We start from the raw sequence: 23,211 nt of genomic DNA on the forward strand, positions 1-23,211 counted from the left end.
AGGGCAACCAGGAGGTTGACGAGGATAAGCAGATACTGACCATGCAAGACGTGTATGGTATATGTGTGAATACCGGTATCGCTCCCGCTTACTTTTTAGATGAAATTTCGGAACTGGAAGTTGAGGCTATCATCAAGCAATACTACAATAACCTGAAGCGTGAGATGGAAAATACACGATTCATCATGTTTGCCTCATTGGCTCCTTACTCCAAAAATTTAAAATTAACCGAAGTGCTAAAGTTTGACTGGGATAACGAAACGGTTGCCCCCGTAAAGCTGACAGAGGAGGAGCGCGAGAAAATAAAGCAGGAAGGCGCAGCAATACTTAAGCAACTAAAGAAAATGGACCATGGGGAAAGCTAAATTTACGTTAACAGCCGAGTTAAAAGCTCAATTCGACGATTTTAAAAGAGGTTTAGCTAAGGCAACGCGATACAGCAAGCAAAATGCGAAGGCCATAAGTAAATCGTTTAACGGCGTTAATAACTCGCTGGCCAATGTGGCCGGTGCTATTGGCATTACCTTTGGTGCCCGCGAGCTATTTACCTATGCTCAGGATGCGGTTGAGCTGGCCGGGCAGATTTCGGGTGTTGAGGAGGCCTTTAATAAGTTGAAAGGCGTTAACATGGACGAGCTGCGCGCACAAACCAAAGGCACAGCCAGCGACTTTCAGTTGATGAAAGCCGCCGTTAAAGCTGCCGAGTTTGGTATTGATGCCAGTAAGATGCCTCAGCTGATGCAGTTTGCAGCCGTTCAGGCCAATAAAATGGGTGAATCCGTTGATTATATGGTTGAGAGTATTGTAACCGGTTTGGCCCGTAACTCTATTCCTATTTTGGATAACCTGGGACTTTCATCGACCATGCTTAAGGAAAAGATGAAAGAGACTGGCGATATCAGCTCGGCAGCCTTGGCCGTTATTAACGAGAAGCTGAAAGCCACCGGCGGCTTAAGTGACAATGCCGGCGTAAGAGCCCAGCAGCTAAAAGCCGATTTTGCCAACCTGAAAGCTGAGATAGGCAAGGAGCTAACACCGGCTTTTAATGAGCTGTTTGGCCAGCTGAAAGAGAACTTGCCCGATATTATTGATAATGCCAAGGCGGTAGCCACATTCATAGCCAATAACTTCGATTTAATACTGAAGCTCACTACGGCCATAGGCGGCTTGGTAATTGCCTTAAATACAGCAAAGGCAGCTCAATCCGCTTTCAACACGGTAGCAAAAGCGAATCCTTATGTGTTGTTGGCATCGGCTCTGCTGGGTGTGGCGGTGGCCTTGGGTAAGATGAAAAAAGGTTGGGAAGATGCACGAAAAGCGCATTACGATTATTATCAGCAAGTCAGAGATAAGACAAAAGACGTATCTCAGCTAAGTGACGAGGAACTTATTAAGGAATCTGTAATAGCAGCTGAAAAGATAAAAAGAGCAAAAAGAGGGGTGAAAGAAGCTTCATCACTAAAAAGTGATGCACATTGGAATACCCAGCTTAAGAATTATCGAGCTTATTTGAAGGCCATAAAAGAAGAGTACTTCGCCCGCGATGCTGCCAGAAAAAAAGCCAAAGCCGCCACTAAAGAGCAGCTTGAGAACATTGCCAGCATTGAAGCTGAGATAAAGGCCTTGCAAGAAAAGCAAAAGACCGCTTCGCTGGAAGAGATTGCCGGCATTAATGACCAGATTGCCGCACTTGAGAAAAAGCTGAAGCTTTATAAAGATGCCACCAACGAGGTGGATAATTACACGGCCTCAATGGATAGGCTGCAAAGCAAACAAGGTGTAGATGTTGGTTCGCAGGTGAAGTTTAAGAAAAAAGGCTTTAAAGTAACCAACGATAAGGAGGTGAACCCCTTTGCTTTGGCAGCTATGGATAACCAGGAGCCCAACGAAAAGATACTGGACTACTGGGATGAATTGGGCGCACGCATAAGCGATACGGGTGCATTGGTGCAAACCTTCGAAGGAGGTATTAACACACTTTCCGATGCTTTTGTGGACATGTTCGAAACCGGCGAGGTATCGTTTAAAGGCCTGGTTGTATCTATGCTCGACGGGTTTCGTCAGATAATTAACGGCCTGTTGGCGCAAGCTATTGCGGGTATGATTGCGGGTGAGTCAAAGAAGGGAATCCTGGGTTTGGCCACTGCCTCAATTGGCCTTGCAGCCATTACAGGCTTGTTCAAATCGAAGGTGCCGGCCTTTGCCAGTGGTGGTATTGTGTATGGTGAAACACTGGCCCGGGTGGGTGAGTACTCAGGCGCAGCCAGTAACCCAGAAGTGATTGCACCATTAAACAAGCTTAAGCAGCTTATTCAGCCCGTTAATGAGGGATTAAGTGGGGATGTTCTTTTCGTGCTGAAAGGCGCTGACTTGTATGGTTCAATCCAGAATTTTGAAACCAAGAAAAGGAGATTTTAATGTACGGACTAGAGCTATTTTATGAGTGGAAGTCGAAGAATGGCATTTCTAATCGAGTTGAGATACGTGATGCTTCCAAGGCAACTGACAGTGGTGCTTTAGAGGTTTATTCAGGATATGAGCCATTTAGAGTGGAATACCCTGAAGTAAAGCTAGGGTATGAGCCTATACGCAGCTGTGGCGCTACTTTAACTTTTGTATATAAAGGCAGTGAAGGGTATTTGGATAATTTTTTCACCTCGGAATTAAAGCGATTTAAGGTTGTGCATTACCGTGATGGAGCTGTGAATTTTATCGGTTATTTGAATACCGAGCTGTACGAAGAAGATTATTCTATAAGTACCGAGGTAGGGGTTGAGGTTATGCTGACTGCTAATAATGGGTTTTCAATCACAGATCGGCTAAATTACATTCAGGATAATGGGGATTATTATTATGGTATTGATAATATCAGGGATGTTTTCGCTCGCATTTTCAATGCTATTGGCTTGGAGTATGAGAACCTGTATTTGACCACACTTTTTGATTTAGTCATTGATGATGAGCAGGGCACTTTATCAAGTAATTACCTTGCTGATGAGTATATTAATAACGCTAACTGGATTGATGAGGACTTTGAAACATCGAGTATAAGAGAGGTGCTTGAAAATATACTGATTGCTAATGGTGTGTACCTGATAACCAAGGAGGATGATATATACATATTACCCATTGAGAGGCAGGCAAAGGCGAACTCAGCAAATAGCTTTTATCACTACATTTTGCCTGATTTATCCAAACAGGGCAACAAGAATGTAGATCTGAGTGCAGTAGAAATTAGTGCAATTGGTTATCGTGGAACTGGACAAGGGAAGAGTAAATTAACGGCTATAAATAGTCAAGATCTTGAGTATGACCCATATTGCATAGAATATATATTTGATGGTGTGGTAGGGGATGTTGGTAAATATTTGAATAAAACCGGCAACAGTAATTACCCTCATAAGGAATTCCCATGGTCAACAGAAAATTATTCGCATCATGTTAACTACATCAATTACAATGTGTATGATTCGCAATTTGTAATGGCATACCCTGATGATGAAGGCTTGGGTAAAGCGGAGTATTATTTTGAATGGGCTCCGCCTGCGGATAATACACAAGTACCGGTGTTGGAATCGAAGCAGCAGCCAATTCATTTAATGAATGGTAGTAATATAAGGATAGGGTTTCGATTTTATTATCAAACCGCAGATAGTTGGATGAATAATGCGGATGATGGTATATCAGATGGATATTTCCCAAAGGTTACATTTGCTTTGAAATGTGGTGATAAATTTTACAATCGTGATACTAATACGCTTGAAGATAAACCGCAATATCTGTTTGCAAGCCCTCCAGAAAACTTCCAACTACCAAGAAGAAATGGGTGTGATATGATGTTAGATGCAGAAGTCGATTTTAATTTTTTTGTTGGTGAGAATAGCGCTACTGCATATAATGGGCAGCCTTTAAGTGTGGTTATTAGCAGTTCCGTTTGGACAGGATCGTTTAATTTTTCATCACCATTACCTGATAAGTTGAGAATCTACGACATTTCAATTGACATTGTTGATACAACGGCAAGCTTTTATAACACTGACCTGAGTTCGTTGGTAAAATCAAGCGAATTAAAATTAGATTCAAGCTACAAAAATAAAGGACATAAAATAGAGACACGGATAGGTACACTGCTAAAGGAGCCTGATTTTAAGGTTTCAAATCCAAATCAGCGGGGTGCAATATTTCACTCTGCTGATGGCATCAATTTCTTTGCAATTACCACCTTTCAAAAAGATGGCATTAGTGCATCTTCTTCAGAATACTGGGTATTAAAACAAATTGTGGATAACTATGCTACACCCTGTAATGTACTGAAGGTTAGGCTTAATACTTTTGACATGCTTAGGCCGGTGAAAGATACATCTTACCTGGGTAACTGCATTATGGTGGCAGCAGGTGGCGTAATAGATTACCAGGACGACACTATTCATACTACGCTTCAGGAAGTAAAACCGATGACATGATATTTAGGCAAACATTAAAAACTAAGGAATACGGCAGGAATGGGCGGATCTATGGTAAAGCAGGGGGTAGACCTTCATTAGGCACTGGGGTGTCCAATAGCTCGGGAGCTTCCTGGCTCGATCAGTTCTTTACCTACGACGAGGTGAATGATGCGTTAATTGTCAACAAATCATTCGCCTCAACCGGCGAGGTTATGGCCTACGCTGCCGGTGCAGATATACCCAGTATTTGGGATGCCATGCCCGTGGCCACCGCCGCCACATTGGGCGGTATAAAAGTAGGCAGCGGCCTTGCCATAGATGCGAATGGCATTTTGTCGGTTGATGGCAGCGTGGGTGGTGCATCTACATGGGGCGAGCTGGCCGATAAACCCACATGGCTGGCGCATGGTACGCAAGCACTATTTGAAGCAGGGCACGGGCACGACTGGGGGAAGATAACAGGCAAGCCGGCCACTTATGCGCCATCGGCTCACGCCCATAGTTGGAGTAGCATTACAGGCAAGCCCAGTACATTCACCCCATCGGCACATACACACACAATAAGTCACGTTACAGGCCTACAAAGCGCACTGGATGGTAAGGCAGCAGTGGGGCACAATCACAATAGCAGCTATCATCCGCTGGGTGGCGGTTCAGCAACCGACTTTAGCGTTCGCAACCTGAACATCTATGGCGAGGTGTCGCAGATAAACAGCGGAACCATCATCATCGACGATGCACTGCTTAAGTTGAACAACGGCAACAGCCTTGTTGACTCAGGCTTGATAATCGACAATGGGGTTGACGATAAGGCGCGAATATTCTTTAGAGCCAGCACAGGCCGCTGGGTGTTTGGCGACAACGATGTGTACAATAACATTGCCAGCGAGGCATGGGTAACAGCCAACTTTAATAAGTACACGCACCCGGCCAGCCACCCGGCATCGATGATTACAGAGGATAGCTCACACCGTTTTATTACCGACACAGAGCGCAGCCAGTGGAGCACGGCTTACAACTGGGGCAATTGGAGTACCGGTGTAACTAAGGCTTTTGTGGATGCTCTTAATGTGGATGCTGATACCTTAGATAGCTATCATGCAAGTGCTTTCCCAAAAAAGGCGGAGAATGCAGTTATTGCAGGGAGTTGGACGTTTAATAATATGATAACTGGGAGTAATGGTAAAGCCCTTCTTCACAGCAATCAATTTGGTGGCTATTTTCAATTAAAAGACAGTAGCGGTGTAAAAAGTCTCACTATACGAGGATATAGCCACAACAATTTTAATCTACCAGTTAGAATTGGGGATGGTAATATCCCCACCGAAGCTCTTGATGTGTCTGGCAACATCCTTGCCTCTGGCGAAGTAACCGCCTACTCCGACATTCGCCTAAAGAGCAACTTCAAGCTCATCCGCAACCCATTACAGCGCATTAATCAACTCAAGGGCTGCACTTACCTCAAAGATGGAGAGCGCAGAGCAGGACTTATCGCGCAGCACGTACAGCGAGTACTCCCCGAAGCGGTGCATGGAGGCGGTAAAGACCGCTATCTATCAATCAACAATGCAGGTGTAACAGGCTTGCTAGTTGAGGGAATTAAGGCGGTGAATAGGCGTACAGAGAGCAATACTGAGCGCATTGAGCGACTTGAGAGAGAGAATAGGGATTTGAAACAGAAACTTAATAAACTAATAATATAATGGCAGTACTACCCGAAGTTGGCATAACAACTACAATGGTAAGAAATGCACTTGGTGCTTCGAGCAATAAGGTTACGGATCTGTGTTCAAGTAGTAATATTAACAGGTACTCTAAGAGAAAACCTATACGTTACGAAAGTTCAAACCCAGACAAGTGGTATAGTGGCAATGACAATTGGTATAGCCTGTATGTGCCTGGTTATAATGGCACAGACACACAAGAGTGGAGCTACAGAAAGCCGCTGGGGGGGGTTGATTCCCCTTACCGCATGGGGCACTTTCGCGGATACTATCACGGTGCTGAATATCCTGTTGTGGTACCATATGCATCTATTGGTCAAGCTATTAATAGAAATGGGCATGAGTTTGTTGCCTTTGCCCCAATAACGTCAGATACGCAGGTTACTATTGCTGATTTGGGGTTGGGTCTTGGTGTAGAGATAAGGGACGCTGCGGATGACAGCCTTATCAATTGGGCATCCGCCCCTGTTGGTGAAGCTAGTGTAAATATTAACCTTGAGAACTATGTAAACCTCAATGAGGTCAATGTAAGATTTTTTCTTGCAGATGGTGCAAAGTTGTTTGAAGGTGCAAATACCGGGGTTTCAAGATACAGCTTACCCAGAGGATCTAAGACGAATGAGATACCTCTTACTGTTAATAGTTTTTGGAATAACATTCCCGTTACAGGTGGTGATCAAGACAGTCCTTACCTTGAAACCTTTACAGTTTACCAGACAGCCCCTGGGGAGGATAGGGTTAGGATCAACGTAAAACCTCGCGGCTATTACGGTACACTCAACGTTGTTATCCGAGAAAACAACGCCAATCAGGTAAAAGTTGGTGACTTTGACCTTAATATTATTAATGGAAATACTGCTTATGAATTTGTGAGAGATTTAAGTGCATCTCATCATTTTCAACCTGACTTATCTTACAAAGCCGCAGCTACATGGAAGAATGTTGCTGGAGTAGACCCAAACCTTCAAGTTGGATACTTCGAGTTTTTCCCATTCGCACTCAACCCCCTATTTATATAAATCAACTAAAAAAATAATCATGAAAGTAAATTTTAACAGAAATTTGAAAGCCCTTAACGGCAACGATCTGACCGAACCAATTGAAGGTGGCGGTAAAAAAGTAGTAACGCTTAAAGATGTCTGCGCCTCGGCCTTGGCCAACAAGCAGGAGGGCGACGAATTAGAGAAGCTGAAAGCCTACAAACTGGCCGTGGACATTGCCACCAGTACCAAGGCTATTGAGGTAAGTGTAGAACAAGTGGCGGAAATTAAGAAGGCATTGAAGCCTTACCCGGTGCTGTACTGCGGGCAGGCGTGTATGATGCTTGAGGAAAATTGAAAAAGTATCAAGACATAAGTATCAAGATTTAAAACCAATTTAAATGAAAACATTCTTTAAAATTTTCAAGCTGGAATTAGTATGGATACCGGCGGGGATCCTGCTATTTTTCCTTTTCAACTGGCTATTAAGAGATGTAGCCGGTATTAAGTTAGTAACCAACTTTTTTGGTGAAGTCGATTATATCGCATTAGGTGTTGTTCGCGCTTTGGTATCTGCCGGCGTGGCATGGATCATCTTAAGAATCATGTTACCCAATGTGTTTAAGAATATCATTGCCGACTATTATACCGGATTTAAGACCTTGCAGCCCGAATTGAAGTATAAGCTAAGCACGGCCTTGATCATTGGCTTTCTGCTGGCGGCTACCATGGCCGTTAATGGGCAGGTATATAATTATAATCAGTTTGATAGGTTGGAGCATCCGGCATTTGCTCACCTGGATATTATTAAGCTCACACCGGAGCAATATAATACGCTGAGTGGTGATGCCGTGCGTGAGATACTTACCTATAACCTCATGCAGCAGGTAGGCGTTAAGGAAGTGACAACGAACAGAAGCCCTATCATCGACGAATACGCCAAAAGAGTAGGCTTTAAGCCTGAGCAGCGTATAGCATGGTGTGCGGCCAAGTCATCGTTTAACTATTCGATACTATCTATACCCAACCCCAATAGTGCGTGGTCGCCTAATTTCGCAAAGGATAAGGATGTGATATGGTACCGCTCGCAAGGATTCAAGCGCAATCGTACTCAGTTTAAAACAGGCGATGCAGCTACCTTTTACTACGACCGCCTTGGGCGTGTTGGTCATGTTGGTGAGATACTACGACTAGACCGGCATGGCTACGTGGTAACGCACGAAGGAAATAGCAACAATAACGGAAGCCGTGTTGGCGATCAGGTGGTTATTCATAAGCGACGATTAAGAAGTATTTACGCCGTTTCGCGGTACATAAAGGATTGAGGTATGACATTAAAAGGTAAAGTATTTATGTGTACCACCTTCCTGTTCATGGGGATGTTCATAGGTGGCGCGTTGGTGTATAGCTGGATGGATAGCAACAGCAACACCGGCAACCAGGTTAATGTGACCGTTGACGGTAAGGTCAAGAAAGGATCGGAAGTGAACATTGAACTGGAAAGCGACCAGGAGCAGAAAAAAGAAAAGAAATGGTGGAAGCTGTTTTAACCTAAAAAACTCACACGCATGAGAGAGCATATTATAACTGGTTTGTTGGCTTGGCGAATCGAGATACTTGGACCCGTAACAGGCGGTAGCTTGTTCACTATATTAGCAAGTTGGGCACCGATTATTGGTTTGGGTTTTGGTTTTGTAGGGGTTATATTCGGATACCTGACTTACCGGCTTAAGCTGAAAAAAACACGGCTAGAAATGGAGATATTACGCGCAAAATTTGAAAAAAACTAAAGTAAAGGCTAGCCGGTTTCGGTTAGCCTTTTTTCATTTCATCCAGTACCTTTCTGTTTAGGTCATCCACTAGCTCCCAGTCGTAGTCGAAGTAGGTATCAGTAACAGTGGTTTTACCATGGCCGAGTGCCTGGGCGATGAGGGGCTTGCTGGCTCCTATGGGTTTCTTGGCTGCAATACCTGCCCAAGTGTGTCGTGCATGGTACATAACAAGCTCTTCAGGGATGGTGATGCCTTTAACCTGATCTTCCTCCAGCTTAGCGTTAATATCTTTCGCCAAGGTTTTCAGGTGTTTATTCATCTGCTTGGTCAGGTTTTTAAAGTTTGCGTACCGCTCCTGGTAGATGAGTAGTGCATTGAAGCCTTTTCGTTTATCAATAATGGCTTGGGCTTCGGGCTCTACTTTTATGGAATAGCGTTTGGTTGTTTTGCGCCGATCGTACTCAATGCGACCATCGTTGATGTCGGCTATTTCGTATATGTCGCTGTTATTCATGCCAATGAGGTAGAATGAGAGCATAAAGAAATCGCGAGCCAGTGAGGTGTACTGATCCTTTGCTTCGAAATCGCGTATCAGGCGAATGGCTTCAATAGGCAATCTGAGGTTACGCGGTTGAGCTTTTGCAAATTCAAACTTTCGGAAGGGGTAGAGGTTCTGATCAATGAGCTCATCCACATCTATTGCCCGATTGAAAAGTGCACGGATATTTCGTAAATCGATGTTGGCGGTGCCGGGCGATGTTTCTTCAATGCGCCACTCCTTAAATCGGTTCAGCCAGGGTTTATTGATTTCGGAAAACAATAAGGTGCCTTTGCTGTACTCGGTTAGGATGGTGAGTGTTGAGTTGTAGCGTTCGCGTGTTCCCTGGTTGTCGATCTTGGGAATGTAACTCTCGAAGTATGCGAGAAAATCGGCATTGTTATTAAAGGCGCTGCCCCCTTTCTTGATGTACTCTCCAATTTGCTTAGCGCTCATGTGGTCGATCTTACGCCGCTCCTCCAGTTCCTCAATGTAATCCCAGGCATCGTTGAGCTTAACCGAAAGGCTGCGATTGGTGGCTCGTACATTGTCAACTTGCGTGCATCCTCTTTTTATCTGTTCGTTGCCCCAGTACTTTTTATCAATAGCAACTTTTGTGGCTAATTCGGTATTGGTGCCTTTGTGCGAAATAAGGATCATAATCTGGTAAAGATTATCCTTGTTTGGTTTCCGTTTTAAAATCAATCGAGCTGTGGCCATAGAAAAAAAACTAAAAAAAAACTAAATTCTATCCGATTTCGTGGGGTAAAAAGGTACAAAAACCACCTGAAAAAAAAAGCATAAAAAAAGCGACTACTAATGTAATCGCTTAATATTGAGGTTTTTACTTTGGTCGGGATGACAGGATTTGAACCTGCGACCCCTGGTCCCCCAGACCAGTGCGCTAACCGGGCTGCGCCACATCCCGTAATTGTGCTGCAAATATAGTCAAAATGGTTGATTACGCAATTCTAAAGACGAAAAAAAATCAAAAAATATTACGCATTGCATTTAGTGGTCTTTTAAGTGAGACGATTAGCAATGAATTTATATTTTTGCTTTTCTACTAATTACAGCCATACCTTAATGCAGAAGGAACTTAACGATATTGAATTAATAAAAGGGATCGAAAGAGGTGATGAAGCAGCTTATCAGGAGCTGTTCGTTCGTTATTATGCCCAATTGGTGGTGTTTGCCCGCAAGGTTGTGATAGATGATGATCTGGCGCGTGACCTAGTGCAAGATGTTATTGTTAATTTTTATGAGAAAAGGAAGGTGATTAAAATACACTCTTCCTTAAAAGCACACTTATATCAATCGGTGCGCAATCGATGTTTGAATCAGATAAAGCACACACAGATAAGGCGCGATCACCATGCTAATATTTATCAGATTAATAAATCGGAAGAAGCCTTTGTTGATGATAAGTTGGAGGAGACCGAACTACAACAGAAAATTTACACCATTATAAAAGGTTTACCTACGCAATGTAAGCGCATTTTTGAAATGAGTCGTTTTGAAGGTGTCACGAATCAGGAGATTGCCGACCGCCTGGATTTATCGAAGCGTACGGTAGAGACGCAGATTAGTAAAGCCCTTAAAATTATGCGTAAGCACCTGGCAGCTTATCTACAGGTGTGGCTTGCTTTTGTGTGGGTGATGATAAATAAATAAAAAAATGATAAAGGCAATACGTGTAAGCTATAAGAGCGTTGTCATAATTACTGACACGATGTATTTGCAAGTTTTAAAATAAGACAACCATGGAATTTGTTTTTCAATTATTAGCAGATTTGCTTTCTCCGGTGGATGAGAAGCAAGTGAAGGCCGAGCAGGAAAAAATTGCACAAGAACCGGTGAAGACCACTTTGAAAGAGGAAATAAGAGAGGAAGAGGCCAGAGAGACAAACATCTTTGGAGTAATGGATTTCCATTAAGCACCGATACTTATATTTCAAAGAGCGTAATCTTTTGTTAGGAAGGATGAATAAGCAGACAAACATGAATGAGCCGAGTAAGCATATCGATGAACTGATTGTAAAACAGCTGGTAGGTGAGTTAACGTCGGATGAAAACCAGACGCTTAATGCTTGGTTGGATGAATCAGATGAAAATACGACCTATCTGCGACAAATGGAGCGTGTGTGGGAGCAATCTCAAGGTCTTGAGGCTTTTCGCTCGGTGGATGTGATGGCTGATTTTGCGCAGTTCAAAATGCGTGTGGGCATGTCTCATAAGGGTGCGGTACTGCGGCATACGATTTTACGCATAGCAGCAGTGATGGTGCCTGCGCTTTTGCTGCTGGCTGCATACGGTTTGTACGAGCGGGTGCCCGGCTTTGGCAAGTGGGAGGCGTTTTACACTCAGGACAAGGTGGGCAATATAGTGCTGGCGGATGCCTCAGAAGTAGCCTTAAATCGTGATAGCGAGTTGCTGTTTGAAAAAGATTTTCGGGGTGATGAACGTCGTCTTCGTTTGAAGGGGGAGGCCTATTTTAAGGTGGCTAAGAATCCGGATAAACCATTTATTGTTGAGGTGGGGGATGCCCGGGTGAAAGTGTTAGGCACCGCATTTAATATTGATGAAACCAAGGAGTTAATCACCTTATCGGTAAACGAAGGGCGCGTGCTTTTTATTGGTGGCGATCAGCAGTTAGAGGTAGTAGCTGGGGAGGAAGCCCTTTTCAGCGGGGGAATGATGAAAAAACGGTCGCTTCACTCGGATAACTACATGGCTTGGAAAACCGGCACCATCGTATTTAATAAGGCAAGCCTTAGCGAGGTGCTGAAAACGGTGCAGGATTACTTTGATGAAGTGGAATTTATTGTAAATAACGCTAGTAGATCGACCCTAAATATTACTTCACGCTTTAAAAATCCCTCTTTGGATGATGTTTTAGTGGAGCTGCGCATCCATTTCAAGAAAAAATTTGAGATTAATGATAACAAATTGATCATCTCTGATTAATTTCGGAGGTGATTAATATTTTATGTCAATAATCTTACAGCATACTTTTAAACGTCTTTATGTTGTTTTGCTTGTTCTACTGATGACTGTCAGTTTGAGCGGGCAAAACGTGTTATATACCCCTGTTAACCTGTCTTCAGAAAATGTTTCTACCCATGATTTTCTGGGTGATATTGAGCAGCAAACTGGCATTGTATTCAGTTATAGTAACCAGTTGTGTTTTCAGGATAGCATAAGTCTTATGCAACTATCAGGGACGGTACGCGAAATTCTGGATGCTTTATTTAGTAATTGCCCTGCCGGTTATATCGTGCGTGGCAATAAAGTTATTATTCAGGTACAGGACGATGGTGATCGTAAATTTGTGATTAAAGGTTATGTGCTTGATCGTCAATCGCGCGAGGCCCTTATTCAAGCCAATATCTATGAGCCTGATCTGTTGTTGGGAACAGTCAGTAATAATTTTGGTTTCTTTAGTATTGCCATGCCGCGGGGCTTTGTCCACCTAAGTAGTTCTTACGTGGGTTATAAAAATGCACATCACTATATGCAGCTCGAAAAGGATACTGTGCTTTACTTTATGATGGAACCCAAAAAGGAGCTGGAGGAGATTGCCGTTGTGGGTCATCGTGTGCCGCAACAAGTTAAAAGTACGCGTACAGGTACTATCGATGTGCCCATCGAGCAGATAAAAAACGTGCCCGTGTATTTAGGAGAAGTTGATGTAGTAAAGAGTATTCAGCTATTACCCGGCATACAGAGTGGTGGTGAAGGTTTTAGTGAGTTGTACGTACGAGGTGGCGGCCCTGATCAAAACCTGGTATTGATGGATGATGTACCCATCTATAACTCCAGTCATCTGCTGGGTTTCTTCTCTATTTTTAATGCCGATGCCGTTAATAGTGTTCGGGTTATTAAAGGGGGGTTTCCTGCGCGCTATGGCGGACGCCTATCATCGGTTGTAGATATTCGCATGTATGACGGTAATGTTCAGGAATATAAAGGAGTGGCCAGTGTGGGTTTGTTGTCCAGTAAACTAGCTGTTGAGGGACCACTCATTAAAGATAAGTCCTCATTTTCTGCCTCTTTTCGGCGCACTTATTTGGATATAATGACCAGTTTGTGGCAGATGAAGGAGGCTGATAAAAGCCGATACTATTTCTACGATTTCAATGCGAAACTTAATTATCGCCTGTCTCATAAGGATCGGCTCCATCTCAGTGCCTATATGGGCAAGGATCAGTACGGAATTTCTTACAATGAGCAAAATATAGTTATCAATGCTCCCGAGGATGTGCCCCGACAAACTGTGAAAACCTACGATGAAAGTGATATGGGCTGGCGCAATTATGTGGGGTCAGTGCGCTGGAATCATGTGTTTGGGAATAAGATGTTTGCTAATACAACACTTACCTATAGTGATTATCGATTCTTCATTGATCAAACCTTAAACTATGTATCTAAAGATGTGTGGAATAAGGGTAGTCAAGAGTATTACAGTGGTATTCGTGATGTAAGTGCTAAAGTGGATGTGGACTATATGCCATCTGCGCGTCATTATATTCGTTTTGGCGCCAATGCCATAGGTCATATTTTCTATCCGGGTATTGATGTTGTACTGGCTGAGATAGCCGGAGGAACACCTGTTGACACAACATTTGGTGGCACACGTATGTATCGCTCTGAATATCGCTTTTATGTGGAGGATGATTTTCATTTACTGCCCCGTCTTAAGATGAATATTGGTGGGCATTTTTCTCTTTTTCAAACCGAAAGTGATAAGTTTTACTGGTCGGCCGAACCGCGTTTGTCCGCTCGTTTTCTCATGCATGATAATTTATCGGTTAAGGCAGCTTATAGTCAGATGACACAATATATGCACCTGCTGCGTACGGCAACTGTAGCTATGCCCACCGATTTATGGTTGCCAGTGTCTGATAACATCGCGCCGATGCGAGCCTCTCAGTATGCACTGGGGCTGGAGTATGAAATCGCTAATGGTTTTAATTTATCGGTAGAATTTTATTATAAGAAGTTAAAGGATATACTGGCATATAAAGAAACGGCGGGTTATTTTGATTTCTCGTCGGACTGGCAGAGTAAGCTGACTGTTGGTAAGGGACAGTCGTATGGGGTGGAACTGCTGCTGCATCGCAAGATGGGTAATTTATCGGGCTGGTTGGGTTATACTTATTCTAAAAGTACCAATCAGTTTGATGAACTGAACAATGGACGTGAGTTTCCGGCCAACTTTGACCGTACGCATGATGTGTCACTTTATACAACCTATAAATTTTCTGAAAAAGTAGATATGGGTGCAACCTGGACTTTTGGTACGGGTAACCCCCTTACCTTGCCCGAGAAAAAGTATTATGCACCTCCACTCCCTACTGCTGAATCAGATAATACGGGAGGTTATAATCAGTATATTGCGGAGCGTAATAGCTATCGTATGCCCAACTTTCATCGTTTAGATGTGGGGTTTAATTTTCATAAGAAAAGGCATTGGGGTAGCCGTTTGTGGAGCGTAGGCATCATGAATACATATGGTCGTCAGAATCCTTTCTTCCTGTATTTCTCCGATAGAGAAATTGAAGCTACCGGAGAGATTGAGCGCTCCCTTAAGCAGTTTAGTCTGTTTCCTATACCCATCCCCTATGTGCGATACACCGTGAAGTTTTAGCCATGAAGAAAAGAAGAATTTATTATCTGTTGTTTACTGTATTGGTGCTGATTGGCTGTGAAAAGGATATTGAAATTGCCCTTAATGAGCAGTCTGATAAACTGGTGATGTACGCTTTTGTATATCCCGATAGTGCTTTGCACTTGCATCTGAGTAAAAGTCAGAATATTCTGACACCCAATGATTATCAAAAGGTAGAGAAAGGGCGATTTGAACTGGCCATTAATGATGATTACAAGGGAACCTACATTTTGCCCTCAGATACGGTGTGGAGTAGGTGGGCAGAGTTTTCTTTTAGCAGTAAGGATCGTTTGATATTCAATGCTTATGAGATTGATGGTGATACGGTTTTGGCACGTAGCTTTATTCCGCACAAAGTCAATATTTTGGCTTTGGATACACTGTCGGTGAATGTCAATGTTGGTGAAGAGGTGGATGTACCTATGCTGCGTACCACTGTTTCGTTTAAAGATCCGGGAGATGAAAAAAATTACTATCAGCTTTATGTACTGCGCGAAGGATGGGGTGTGGAAGATGGGAAAGTTAATTATACGCGGCAAACTGTCTCGTATGCCAAAGAGGATCCTGTTTTTACGCAGGGTGAGCAGAGTGGTAGCTTGTTGCCGGGACTTGATCTTCAGGGCTTATTTGCCGATGATATTATTAACGGGCGCACGCATCCGTTAAGGCTGAACATCCCCTCGGAGTACTTTTTATTTAGTTACCATGAACAGAAAATAAAGATAACCGTTTACCTCTATCACCATACCATCGATTATTACGAGTATTTGCGATCCACCATATTAGCTGATGGCTATGCTGGTATTTATGAAGGATTGCCGGTTTTTGAGCCTGTTAAAATTCATAGCAATGTAAAGGGTGGGCTGGGATTGGTATCCGGTATGAATTTCGACAGTGATTCGTTAGTATTTACACGTGATATAAGGCATGAATAGTTCTACTGGTTTAATCATGAGGGTTTTTGGGGATTTTTTGGTGTGCAAAATGTCATATTTATAAGTGCGGCATATCTTTTGAGGAGGCGGATGGAAATTTGTAGTTTTACGACTTATTCAGAAATAATTATATTTAGATATTATGGCTCTTTTTGAAAAAATGGGAAACCTGGAGGCTCCCCAGGGGGAAAATAAGGAAATGGGAGATGTGGAAAAGGTAAAAGTATTAATTGTTGGGTCAGGACCAGCAGGCTATACCGCGGCCATTTATGCGGCACGTGCTAACCTGAGTCCGGTTATGTACGAAGGTCTGCAGCCCGGCGGACAGCTTACTACTACCACCGATGTTGAAAACTTCCCTGGCTATCCTGATGGTGTAACAGGGCCAGAGATGATGGAGGATCTGAAGAAGCAGGCTGCTCGTTTTGGTACCGATATTCGTTTTGGTATGGCTACGGCTGCTGATCTTAGTCAGCGTCCGTTTAAGGTTACTATTGATGGTAATAAGGTTGTTGAGGCTGAAGCCTTGATTATTGCTACAGGTGCTACAGCTAAGTATTTAGGTTTACCCGATGAAACAAAGTATGCAGGTTCTGGTGTGTCGGCCTGCGCCACTTGTGATGGATTTTTCTATCGCGGCAAAGATGTGGCTGTGGTTGGCGGTGGTGATACGGCCCTTGAGGAGGCCATGTATTTGGCCGGCTTGTGTAAAAAGGTGTACCTGATTGTGCGTCGTGATGTATTCCGTGCCTCAAAAGTTATGCAGGAGCGCGCCCTGAAGACTCCGAACATCGAAGTACTGTGGAAGCATCAAACCAAAGGATTGTTTGGCGATGGTGTAGTAGAAGGCGCCACTTTGGTTAAGAATATGGGAACACCCGAAGAGGAGGAAGTGAAGATTAAGATCGATGGTTTCTTTCTGGGTATTGGTCATAAGCCTAACTCAGATATCTTTGCTGAATATATTGATACCAATGATGTGGGCTATATCAAGACGGTTCCCGGAACATCTAAAACAAACGTACCAGGGGTGTTTGCCTGTGGCGATGTGCAGGATGATCAGTATCGTCAGGCTGTTACGGCAGCCGGATCAGGCTGTATGGCAGCCATTGATGCCGAACGTTTCCTGGCTGAACAGGAATAAGAATATTTTTGATTATAGATTAGAAGAGGGGTGGCTGCGGTCATCCCTTTTTTTTGCCTCAAAATGGTCCGTATTTCTTTCATTATTTCACCATTGAACCTCGCCCTTTGCAACATTCTGAGTCCAAAAAAACTATGTTATACTCTGCTTATTGCTAAAATATGATGAAGGATTCTATTTGCTTAGTGAATTTTAAAGAATTAATTTTAAATTTGTATGATGTATTAAGCGGATAGATAAATGGAAGAATTATTTGGAAAAATTGGTACGAGTCAAACCTTAAGCCAAAAGATAGAACGAAAAATCGAGGAGGCCATCCGGTCAAAACGATTGATTACCGGGGCTAAATTGCCCTCCGAGAAGGAGTTGTGTGAGAGTTTTGCCGTGAGCCGAACGGCCTTGCGCGAAGCATTGCGACGCCTGAGTGCCCGGGGGCTTATCGAAATAAAAAAGGGAAGTGGCATGTATGTATCTGAAATTAAGATTGAGGATGCCATCAAGTCTTTGAATTTGTATTACGATCTAAAATTTGATTCGAGTCTTATCCGCCAGATTATTGAGGTGCGACGTATTTTTGAGCCCGAAATCGGCCGCCTGGCTGCCATTAATCGCACTGATGATGATGTGAAGTTGTTGCAGTCAAATATTGCCGAGCTAGAGCGATGTAATCCCGATAATACTCAGCTGGAGGTGGATTTAATTAACCGCTTTCATATGAATATGGCGAAAGCCACGGGGAATCCCATTGTAATCATATCCATGGAGCCAATTTATTCATTATTGCCCCGCATGCGTAATATGATTTATGCCAATATTGAGGGAGAGAAAGAGTACACTGTGCGCTTGCAGCATGAGATATTAAAGGCGGTGATTGATAAGGATAGCGAACGTTCTTATCAGTATACTGTTGAGTTGCTGGAGCGTAATATGGAGGTATACGATAAATATTTTAAGGATACGGATTAAAATATATTAGTGCAGAAGCGTTAAGCCATAAAAGCCGGAGGAAACCACGCAACGTGGTTCATCTCCGGCTTTCCTTCTTAAAACTATCGTCGGTAGGCATCAATTGCTTTCTTCACTGATCCATGTTCCAGCAATAATCCTTTTGCTGTTTCGTAGTTCATGTTCAGCTCATCCATAATCATACGTGCACCCCTATCAACCAGTTTTTTGTTGGTTAATTGCATGTTTACCATTTTATTGCCTTTTACACGCCCCAGCTTAATCATAATACTGGTGGTAATCATGTTAAGGATCATTTTCTGGGCTGTTCCTGCTTTTAGGCGTGTGCTGCCCGTAACAAATTCAGGCCCCACAATGGCTTCAATGGGAAATTCGGTCACAGCAGCCACCTGAGTGCCCGGGTTGCAAGTGATGCAACCGGTCAAGAGGCCGTTTTTACGGGCATGTTGTATGCCGCCAATAACGTAGGGTGTAGTACCCGAGGCTGCAATGCCGATTACCGTATCCAATTCATCTACTTTGTATTCGCCCAATTCTCGCCAGGCTTTGTCCGGGTCATCTTCGGCTGATTCAACGGCTTGTCGTAATGCCCTGTCGCCACCCGCTATTAGGCCAATCACCATATTGTCAGGCACCCCAAAAGTGGGCGGCAACTCTGAGGCATCCAGTACCCCCAAGCGACCACTTGTGCCGGCACCCAAATAAAAAACCCGGCCGCCCTGTTCCATTCGTTTAATGATACGCTCAACCAGTGCTTTGATTTGGGGTAATGCTTTTTCAACGGCCAAATGCACATTGGCATCTTCGCGATTGATGTTTCTAATGAGTTCTTCCACTGACATCTTTTCCAGATTGTCAAAATGGGAAGGCGATTCGGTTATGCTTAATCTTTGTTTCTTTTGTGCTATCATAATTTAATGCTTTAGTGCGGTATGGTATTGTATCAATCCTTCCATGGGTGCCTGTGTAATGGATCCCAGCTTTAGATTGTACTTAATAAGTGCCTTTTTAAGTTGATTTTTAAAATAATAGGCGATGCTACCTGTAAAATGTATGGGTAAGCTGGCAGCTTGCTCATACTGAAGCAGGTTACGTTCTATAAATTCGCAAAAGGCCTGTGTGACCAGGCTTTCAATCTCCGGTTTTTCAATGTGTTGTGCTAAAAATCGTGTGTATTGTGCCAGGTAACGATTGGGGAAGCCTTGTTTGTAAATGTGATCCAGTATTTCGGCCTGAGTGGTTGAGTAGGTTTCAAAAAAATGCTTCCTTACACTTTCGGGTAGCTGATTTTTTAATAAGTCACCAATAAGTTTTTTGCCCAGTACTGCGCCACTGCCTTCATCGCCTATGATAAAACCCAAGGGTGATACGTTATTTACCATGGCTTGCCCATCGTAGTAACACGAATTGGAGCCGGTACCTAATATACAGGCAATACCAGGCTGTTGCTGGCACAGAGAACGGGCGGCTGCGCATAGGTCACTGTCTATATGAATATCAGCACCTTGAAAATAGGCTGCAAGACCTTCTTTTACAATGTTATTTTTTTCCTCGTTGGCACAGCCGGCACCATAAAAATAAATGGTTTGAGGCTTTTTGTAATTTAGTGTATATTCCTCCATTAAATTTTGTAGTATCTCGGAGGAGGTTTGATAAAAAGGGTTAATGCCTTTTGTAATACATTTCTCTATGGGCTGTCTATTTTCAATCAAGCACCATTCTGTTTTGGTTGATCCGCTGTCTGCAATAAGTATCATATAATAATAACGTGATATGTATTATAAATATTAGTTTAGTGTTGTATAAGCAAGATATATTGAACTGTGTAGGTGTTTATCTTCGCTATTTCTTCCTGAATACCTTGCAAATGTATAAATTATTTGAGTGTGAATCAAGAATAACACGTAAGATGTATGACAAAAATTTGTAACTTGAAAAAAACTTTCTACTTTTGGTTCATCGTAAAGCGATATTTACCAGGGATGATGAAAAAATATAATCCACATATTATTGTATGTATAATTGCTTGCTTCATGGCTGGCGCAATAAATGCTCAAACTGTTTCAGACAGAAGCATGGAGAGTTTGTTAGATACCGTCTTGAAGAAGTGGAGCGATCCCATGCCGCATCAAATGCATCAGGGCATTGCCAAGCTGGATTCTTTTGTCATTAGCCGGGCAGATAGTTGCATAAACTACTACTTTAATAAAACCTTATCCTATCGACCTTGGCGCGAGGCAACCGTTTCCGGGTTTAAGAAAAGCCTGCAATCTATGCAGGATAGCCTTGTTGAAAGTTATTGTGTTCAGGTATTTAGCGACGGTCAGACCCTGGAGAGTTTAATTCCTAATTTATTTCGAAAGAGTGATCGCATTGATACGGCACGCTTGTCAAAAGTCGACAGTGGTGCAAAGTTTGTTACACGCCTTGAGCAGCCTGTTTTTCCTCAGGGTCTTGATGGTAATCATATTGCCTTATGGCATAGTCATGGCTGGTATTATGAGTCAAAGCTTGATCGATGGGAGTGGCAGCGGGCCCGGTTGTTTGGCTCTGTAGAGGATATTTCGCCAATGATGTATGTGCTGCCATACCTTGTCCCCATGCTGGAGCGAGCTGGTGCCAATGTGTTTTTGCCGCGTGAACGCTGTCTCAATCCTCGTGAAGTGATTGTGGATAGTGACCGTTCGACGGGTAAATCATTTGTGCAGTACAATAATAAATTAAAGGTATTTAGGCAGTTGGGTTTTGCTTATAAAGACACCCTTTATCCGAGCGACAATCCGTTTCTGATGGGCAGCTCCCATCTGTTTGAGTCAGGTGGGGGTAAAGTTGCTGACTTCCATGCTGATATACCGGCTACCGGCAACTATGCGGTTTATGTGAGCTATAAGCACGATCGGAATAATAGTACAGCTGTACGTTATGTAGTACAGCACAGTGGAGGATCCACCTCATACCTTCTTAATCAATCGATGGGTGGCAATACCTGGGCTTATTTGGGCTCTCACCGCTTCGAAAAGGGTCGGGAGGCTGTTGTCGAAGTGCATGGAAGAGGTCGTATTTCAGTGGATGCCATGCGCTTGGGTGGTGGTATGGGCAATGTAGCCCGCCGCCCGGCCAATGAGGTGGTGCCCAATCAATGGTCCTTGCGGAGTCAGGATGATAAGAAAGTGAAGCCTGCCCAAGTAAACCCCAAACAATATTCCTGGAAGCTGTCGCAAAGACCCCGTTACATGGAGGCTGCGCGTTACTGGTTGCAATATGCCGGCATGCCCGATACTCTTGTTTACAGTCTCAATGAGGGCAAGAATGATTATAATGATGATTATCAGAGCCGGGGCGAATGGGTCGATTATTTAATGGGCGCCCCCAATGGGCCTACTAAGTGGAGAGCTGTTAAAGGATTGGGATTACCGATTGATCTGTCTTTCGCTTTTCATACTGATGCAGGGGTAACGCCCAACGACTCGGTGATTGGTACCCTTGGGATATACAGTGCAGCCCGCGACAGTGGTTATTTTCCCAATGGACAGTCAAAACTGGCCGGTCGGGATCTAAGTGATATTATTCAAACACAAATTGTTGACGATATACGATCTCTTTATAAAGATGACTGGACGCGGCGAGGTTTATGGGATAAGCAGTATTCAGAAGCTTGGCGCCCCAATGTGCCAACAATGCTATTGGAACTTTTGTCGCATCAGAACCTGGCCGATATGAAATATGGTCTTGATCCGCATTTTCGGCGTGATGTCAGTCGCGCCATTTATAAGGGCATTTTAAAGTTTATGGCCATGCAGGAGAGACGCGACTATTGTGTGCAGCCTCTGCCGGTTGATCATCTGGCCATTGGTGAAACAAAAAAAGGCTATGAGTTGACATGGCGGCCGGTAATCGATACCCTGGAAGCAAGTGCTACGCCTACTCGATACAAGGTATATCGCCGCGTGGGTAAGGCCGGTTTTGATAATGGCACTATTGTGAACCAGCCCTTTTATGCAATACCAAAATTAAAGAAGGGCGATATCGTTAGTTATAAGGTAACAGCGATTAATGACGGAGGAGAGAGCAGTGCCAGTGAAGTTCTGTCGGTGGGAATGGCCCGCAAAAGATCTGAAACAGTGTTGGTGGTGAATGGCTTTGACCGCATTGCAGCACCGGCCTTTGTTGATGAGGGTGATTTTGCCGGTGTTGCCTGGTGGGATGATCAGGGTGTGCCCGATCAGTATGAGTATGCCTATACGGGACATCAGTATGATTTTAATCGCCAGTCGCCCTGGCTCGATGATGACAGTCCGGGTTGGGGAGCGAGTTACGGCAATACTGAAGGAAAAGTCATCAGAGGAAATAATTTTGATCATGTATGGGTACATGGACAGGCCATATTGGCGGCCGGCTATTCATTTATTTCGGTGAGTGATGAGGTTTTTGAAGATCCTGAATACGATGCATCATCATTTAAGGTGGTCGATATTATTTTGGGAGAAGAGCGAAGCACTGAGGTGTATAAGGGTAGGTCACCCCGCTATAAAATATACACATCGGCGTTTATGAATAAGTTGTGTGCGCTGACCGCCAACAAGCAGCATGTTTTGTTAAGTGGAGCCTATGTGGGTTCGGATATTTACCTCAATAAGGATACGGCAGCCATGGATTTTGCAGCCGATGTGCTCAGATTTAAATGGCGGACGAATCATGCTTCGCAAAGTGGCAATGTTTACGCAAGCGATTATGCCTTGCCTTACCTAAAGGGGCAATTTGAGTTTAACACAGAGTTCAGTGAGGAGTATTACGCCGTGGAGGCACCCGATGCCATTGAGCCCATGGGAATAAATGCCATAACAGCCATGCGCTATGGCGAAAATAATGCCAGTGCAGCAGTCTTGTATGATGGTAACTATAAAACGATTGTAATGGGCTTTCCCTTTGAGACCGTGATGGGTGAAAGAGAAAGGGAAGCATTGATGAAGCAAATACTGAATTTTTTTTATCAGAAATAAAATAAAATATCTCTATAATATAACGACTAAATCAAA

Annotated in this window: 20 protein-coding genes and 1 tRNA gene; 17 read left to right on the forward strand and 4 right to left on the reverse strand. The window is 43.5% G+C overall.

Features of this window, described 5'->3' with window-relative positions; all coding sequences use genetic code 11:
- The first annotated feature begins 41 nt into the window (after nucleotides 1-41).
- From ACRD7A_RS11845 to ACRD7A_RS11885, 9 genes are read left to right on the forward strand one after another with little or no spacing between them, the layout of a single operon-like run.
- Nucleotides 42-365: a hypothetical protein gene (locus ACRD7A_RS11845; protein WP_430811266.1), complete on the forward strand. Its 324-nt coding sequence runs from the start codon at nucleotides 42-44 to the stop codon at nucleotides 363-365.
- Nucleotides 352-2,418 (forward strand): hypothetical protein, encoded by a 2,067-nt coding sequence (locus tag ACRD7A_RS11850; RefSeq protein ID WP_430811265.1) that lies wholly within the window; start codon nucleotides 352-354, stop codon nucleotides 2,416-2,418. Before ACRD7A_RS11845 ends, ACRD7A_RS11850 begins: the two co-directional genes overlap by 14 nt.
- Complete coding sequence (locus ACRD7A_RS11855) at nucleotides 2,418-4,463, forward strand: hypothetical protein (RefSeq protein ID WP_430811264.1); 2,046 nt, start codon at nucleotides 2,418-2,420, stop codon at nucleotides 4,461-4,463. Before ACRD7A_RS11850 ends, ACRD7A_RS11855 begins: the two co-directional genes overlap by 1 nt.
- Nucleotides 4,460-6,148, forward strand: a complete 1,689-nt coding sequence (locus ACRD7A_RS11860) for a tail fiber domain-containing protein (RefSeq protein ID WP_430811263.1) — start codon at nucleotides 4,460-4,462, stop codon at nucleotides 6,146-6,148. The genes ACRD7A_RS11855 and ACRD7A_RS11860 overlap by 4 nt, the downstream gene beginning before the upstream one ends.
- The gene (locus ACRD7A_RS11865) at nucleotides 6,148-7,188 is read left to right on the forward strand and encodes a hypothetical protein (protein ID WP_430811262.1); all 1,041 of its coding nucleotides are present in this window, start codon (nucleotides 6,148-6,150) and stop codon (nucleotides 7,186-7,188) included. The genes ACRD7A_RS11860 and ACRD7A_RS11865 overlap by 1 nt, the downstream gene beginning before the upstream one ends.
- Before the next feature lie 19 nt (nucleotides 7,189-7,207).
- The gene (locus ACRD7A_RS11870; protein WP_430811261.1) at nucleotides 7,208-7,507 is read left to right on the forward strand and encodes a hypothetical protein; all 300 of its coding nucleotides are present in this window, start codon (nucleotides 7,208-7,210) and stop codon (nucleotides 7,505-7,507) included.
- Between the two features lie 43 nt (nucleotides 7,508-7,550).
- Nucleotides 7,551-8,474, forward strand: a complete 924-nt coding sequence (locus ACRD7A_RS11875; protein ID WP_430811260.1) for a hypothetical protein — start codon at nucleotides 7,551-7,553, stop codon at nucleotides 8,472-8,474.
- 3 nt (nucleotides 8,475-8,477) lie between these two features.
- A complete protein-coding gene (locus ACRD7A_RS11880) occupies nucleotides 8,478-8,699 on the forward strand; it encodes a hypothetical protein (RefSeq protein ID WP_430811259.1) in 222 nt (73 codons plus the stop codon).
- A gap of 18 nt (nucleotides 8,700-8,717) precedes the next feature.
- Nucleotides 8,718-8,939: a hypothetical protein gene (locus ACRD7A_RS11885; protein ID WP_430811258.1), complete on the forward strand. Its 222-nt coding sequence runs from the start codon at nucleotides 8,718-8,720 to the stop codon at nucleotides 8,937-8,939.
- Nucleotides 8,940-8,961: 22 nt separating this feature from the next.
- Here the strand turns inward: ACRD7A_RS11885 and ACRD7A_RS11890 are convergent, their stop codons facing one another.
- Together ACRD7A_RS11890 and ACRD7A_RS11895 are read right to left on the reverse strand one after the other, a co-directional pair.
- Nucleotides 8,962-10,179 (reverse strand): site-specific integrase, encoded by a 1,218-nt coding sequence (locus ACRD7A_RS11890; protein ID WP_430811257.1) that lies wholly within the window; start codon nucleotides 10,177-10,179, stop codon nucleotides 8,962-8,964.
- A gap of 130 nt (nucleotides 10,180-10,309) precedes the next feature.
- Nucleotides 10,310-10,387 (reverse strand) — tRNA-Pro (locus ACRD7A_RS11895).
- A gap of 158 nt (nucleotides 10,388-10,545) precedes the next feature.
- Between ACRD7A_RS11895 and ACRD7A_RS11900 the strand changes: the two genes are divergently transcribed.
- From ACRD7A_RS11900 to ACRD7A_RS11930, 7 genes are all read left to right on the forward strand, one after another.
- Nucleotides 10,546-11,133 (forward strand): RNA polymerase sigma-70 factor, encoded by a 588-nt coding sequence (locus ACRD7A_RS11900; protein ID WP_430811256.1) that lies wholly within the window; start codon nucleotides 10,546-10,548, stop codon nucleotides 11,131-11,133.
- A gap of 89 nt (nucleotides 11,134-11,222) precedes the next feature.
- Nucleotides 11,223-11,396 carry a hypothetical protein gene (locus tag ACRD7A_RS11905; RefSeq protein WP_430811255.1) on the forward strand — a complete coding sequence of 58 codons (174 nt, stop codon included), beginning with the start codon at nucleotides 11,223-11,225 and terminating at the stop codon, nucleotides 11,394-11,396.
- Between the two features lie 64 nt (nucleotides 11,397-11,460).
- Nucleotides 11,461-12,426, forward strand: coding sequence for a FecR family protein (locus ACRD7A_RS11910; RefSeq protein WP_430811254.1), 966 nt, complete (start codon nucleotides 11,461-11,463; stop codon nucleotides 12,424-12,426).
- Nucleotides 12,427-12,448: 22 nt separating this feature from the next.
- Entirely contained in the window at nucleotides 12,449-15,109 is a 2,661-nt protein-coding gene (locus ACRD7A_RS11915; RefSeq protein WP_430811253.1) for a TonB-dependent receptor, read from the forward strand.
- A 2-nt stretch (nucleotides 15,110-15,111) separates the two neighbouring features.
- The gene (locus ACRD7A_RS11920; RefSeq protein ID WP_430811252.1) at nucleotides 15,112-16,065 is read left to right on the forward strand and encodes a DUF4249 domain-containing protein; all 954 of its coding nucleotides are present in this window, start codon (nucleotides 15,112-15,114) and stop codon (nucleotides 16,063-16,065) included.
- 142 nt (nucleotides 16,066-16,207) lie between these two features.
- The gene (trxB, locus tag ACRD7A_RS11925) at nucleotides 16,208-17,209 is read left to right on the forward strand and encodes a thioredoxin-disulfide reductase (RefSeq protein ID WP_430811251.1); all 1,002 of its coding nucleotides are present in this window, start codon (nucleotides 16,208-16,210) and stop codon (nucleotides 17,207-17,209) included.
- A 240-nt stretch (nucleotides 17,210-17,449) separates the two neighbouring features.
- Nucleotides 17,450-18,175, forward strand: coding sequence for a FadR/GntR family transcriptional regulator (locus ACRD7A_RS11930; protein ID WP_430811250.1), 726 nt, complete (start codon nucleotides 17,450-17,452; stop codon nucleotides 18,173-18,175).
- A gap of 83 nt (nucleotides 18,176-18,258) precedes the next feature.
- Here ACRD7A_RS11930 and murQ read toward each other — a convergent pair whose 3' ends face one another.
- Nucleotides 18,259-19,086 carry an N-acetylmuramic acid 6-phosphate etherase gene (murQ, locus tag ACRD7A_RS11935; protein WP_430811249.1) on the reverse strand — a complete coding sequence of 276 codons (828 nt, stop codon included), beginning with the start codon at nucleotides 19,084-19,086 and terminating at the stop codon, nucleotides 18,259-18,261.
- Nucleotides 19,087-19,089: 3 nt separating this feature from the next.
- Nucleotides 19,090-19,887 carry an ATPase gene (locus tag ACRD7A_RS11940; RefSeq protein WP_430817946.1) on the reverse strand — a complete coding sequence of 266 codons (798 nt, stop codon included), beginning with the start codon at nucleotides 19,885-19,887 and terminating at the stop codon, nucleotides 19,090-19,092.
- A gap of 321 nt (nucleotides 19,888-20,208) precedes the next feature.
- Here ACRD7A_RS11940 and ACRD7A_RS11945 point away from each other — a divergent pair, with 321 nt between their 5' ends.
- Entirely contained in the window at nucleotides 20,209-23,175 is a 2,967-nt protein-coding gene (locus ACRD7A_RS11945) for a golvesin C-terminal-like domain-containing protein (protein WP_430811247.1), read from the forward strand.
- Nucleotides 23,176-23,211 lie beyond the last annotated feature (36 nt).

The sequence above is a fragment of the Carboxylicivirga longa genome, assembly GCF_050589825.1.
Classification (GTDB): Bacteria; Bacteroidota; Bacteroidia; order Bacteroidales; family Marinilabiliaceae; genus Carboxylicivirga; species Carboxylicivirga longa.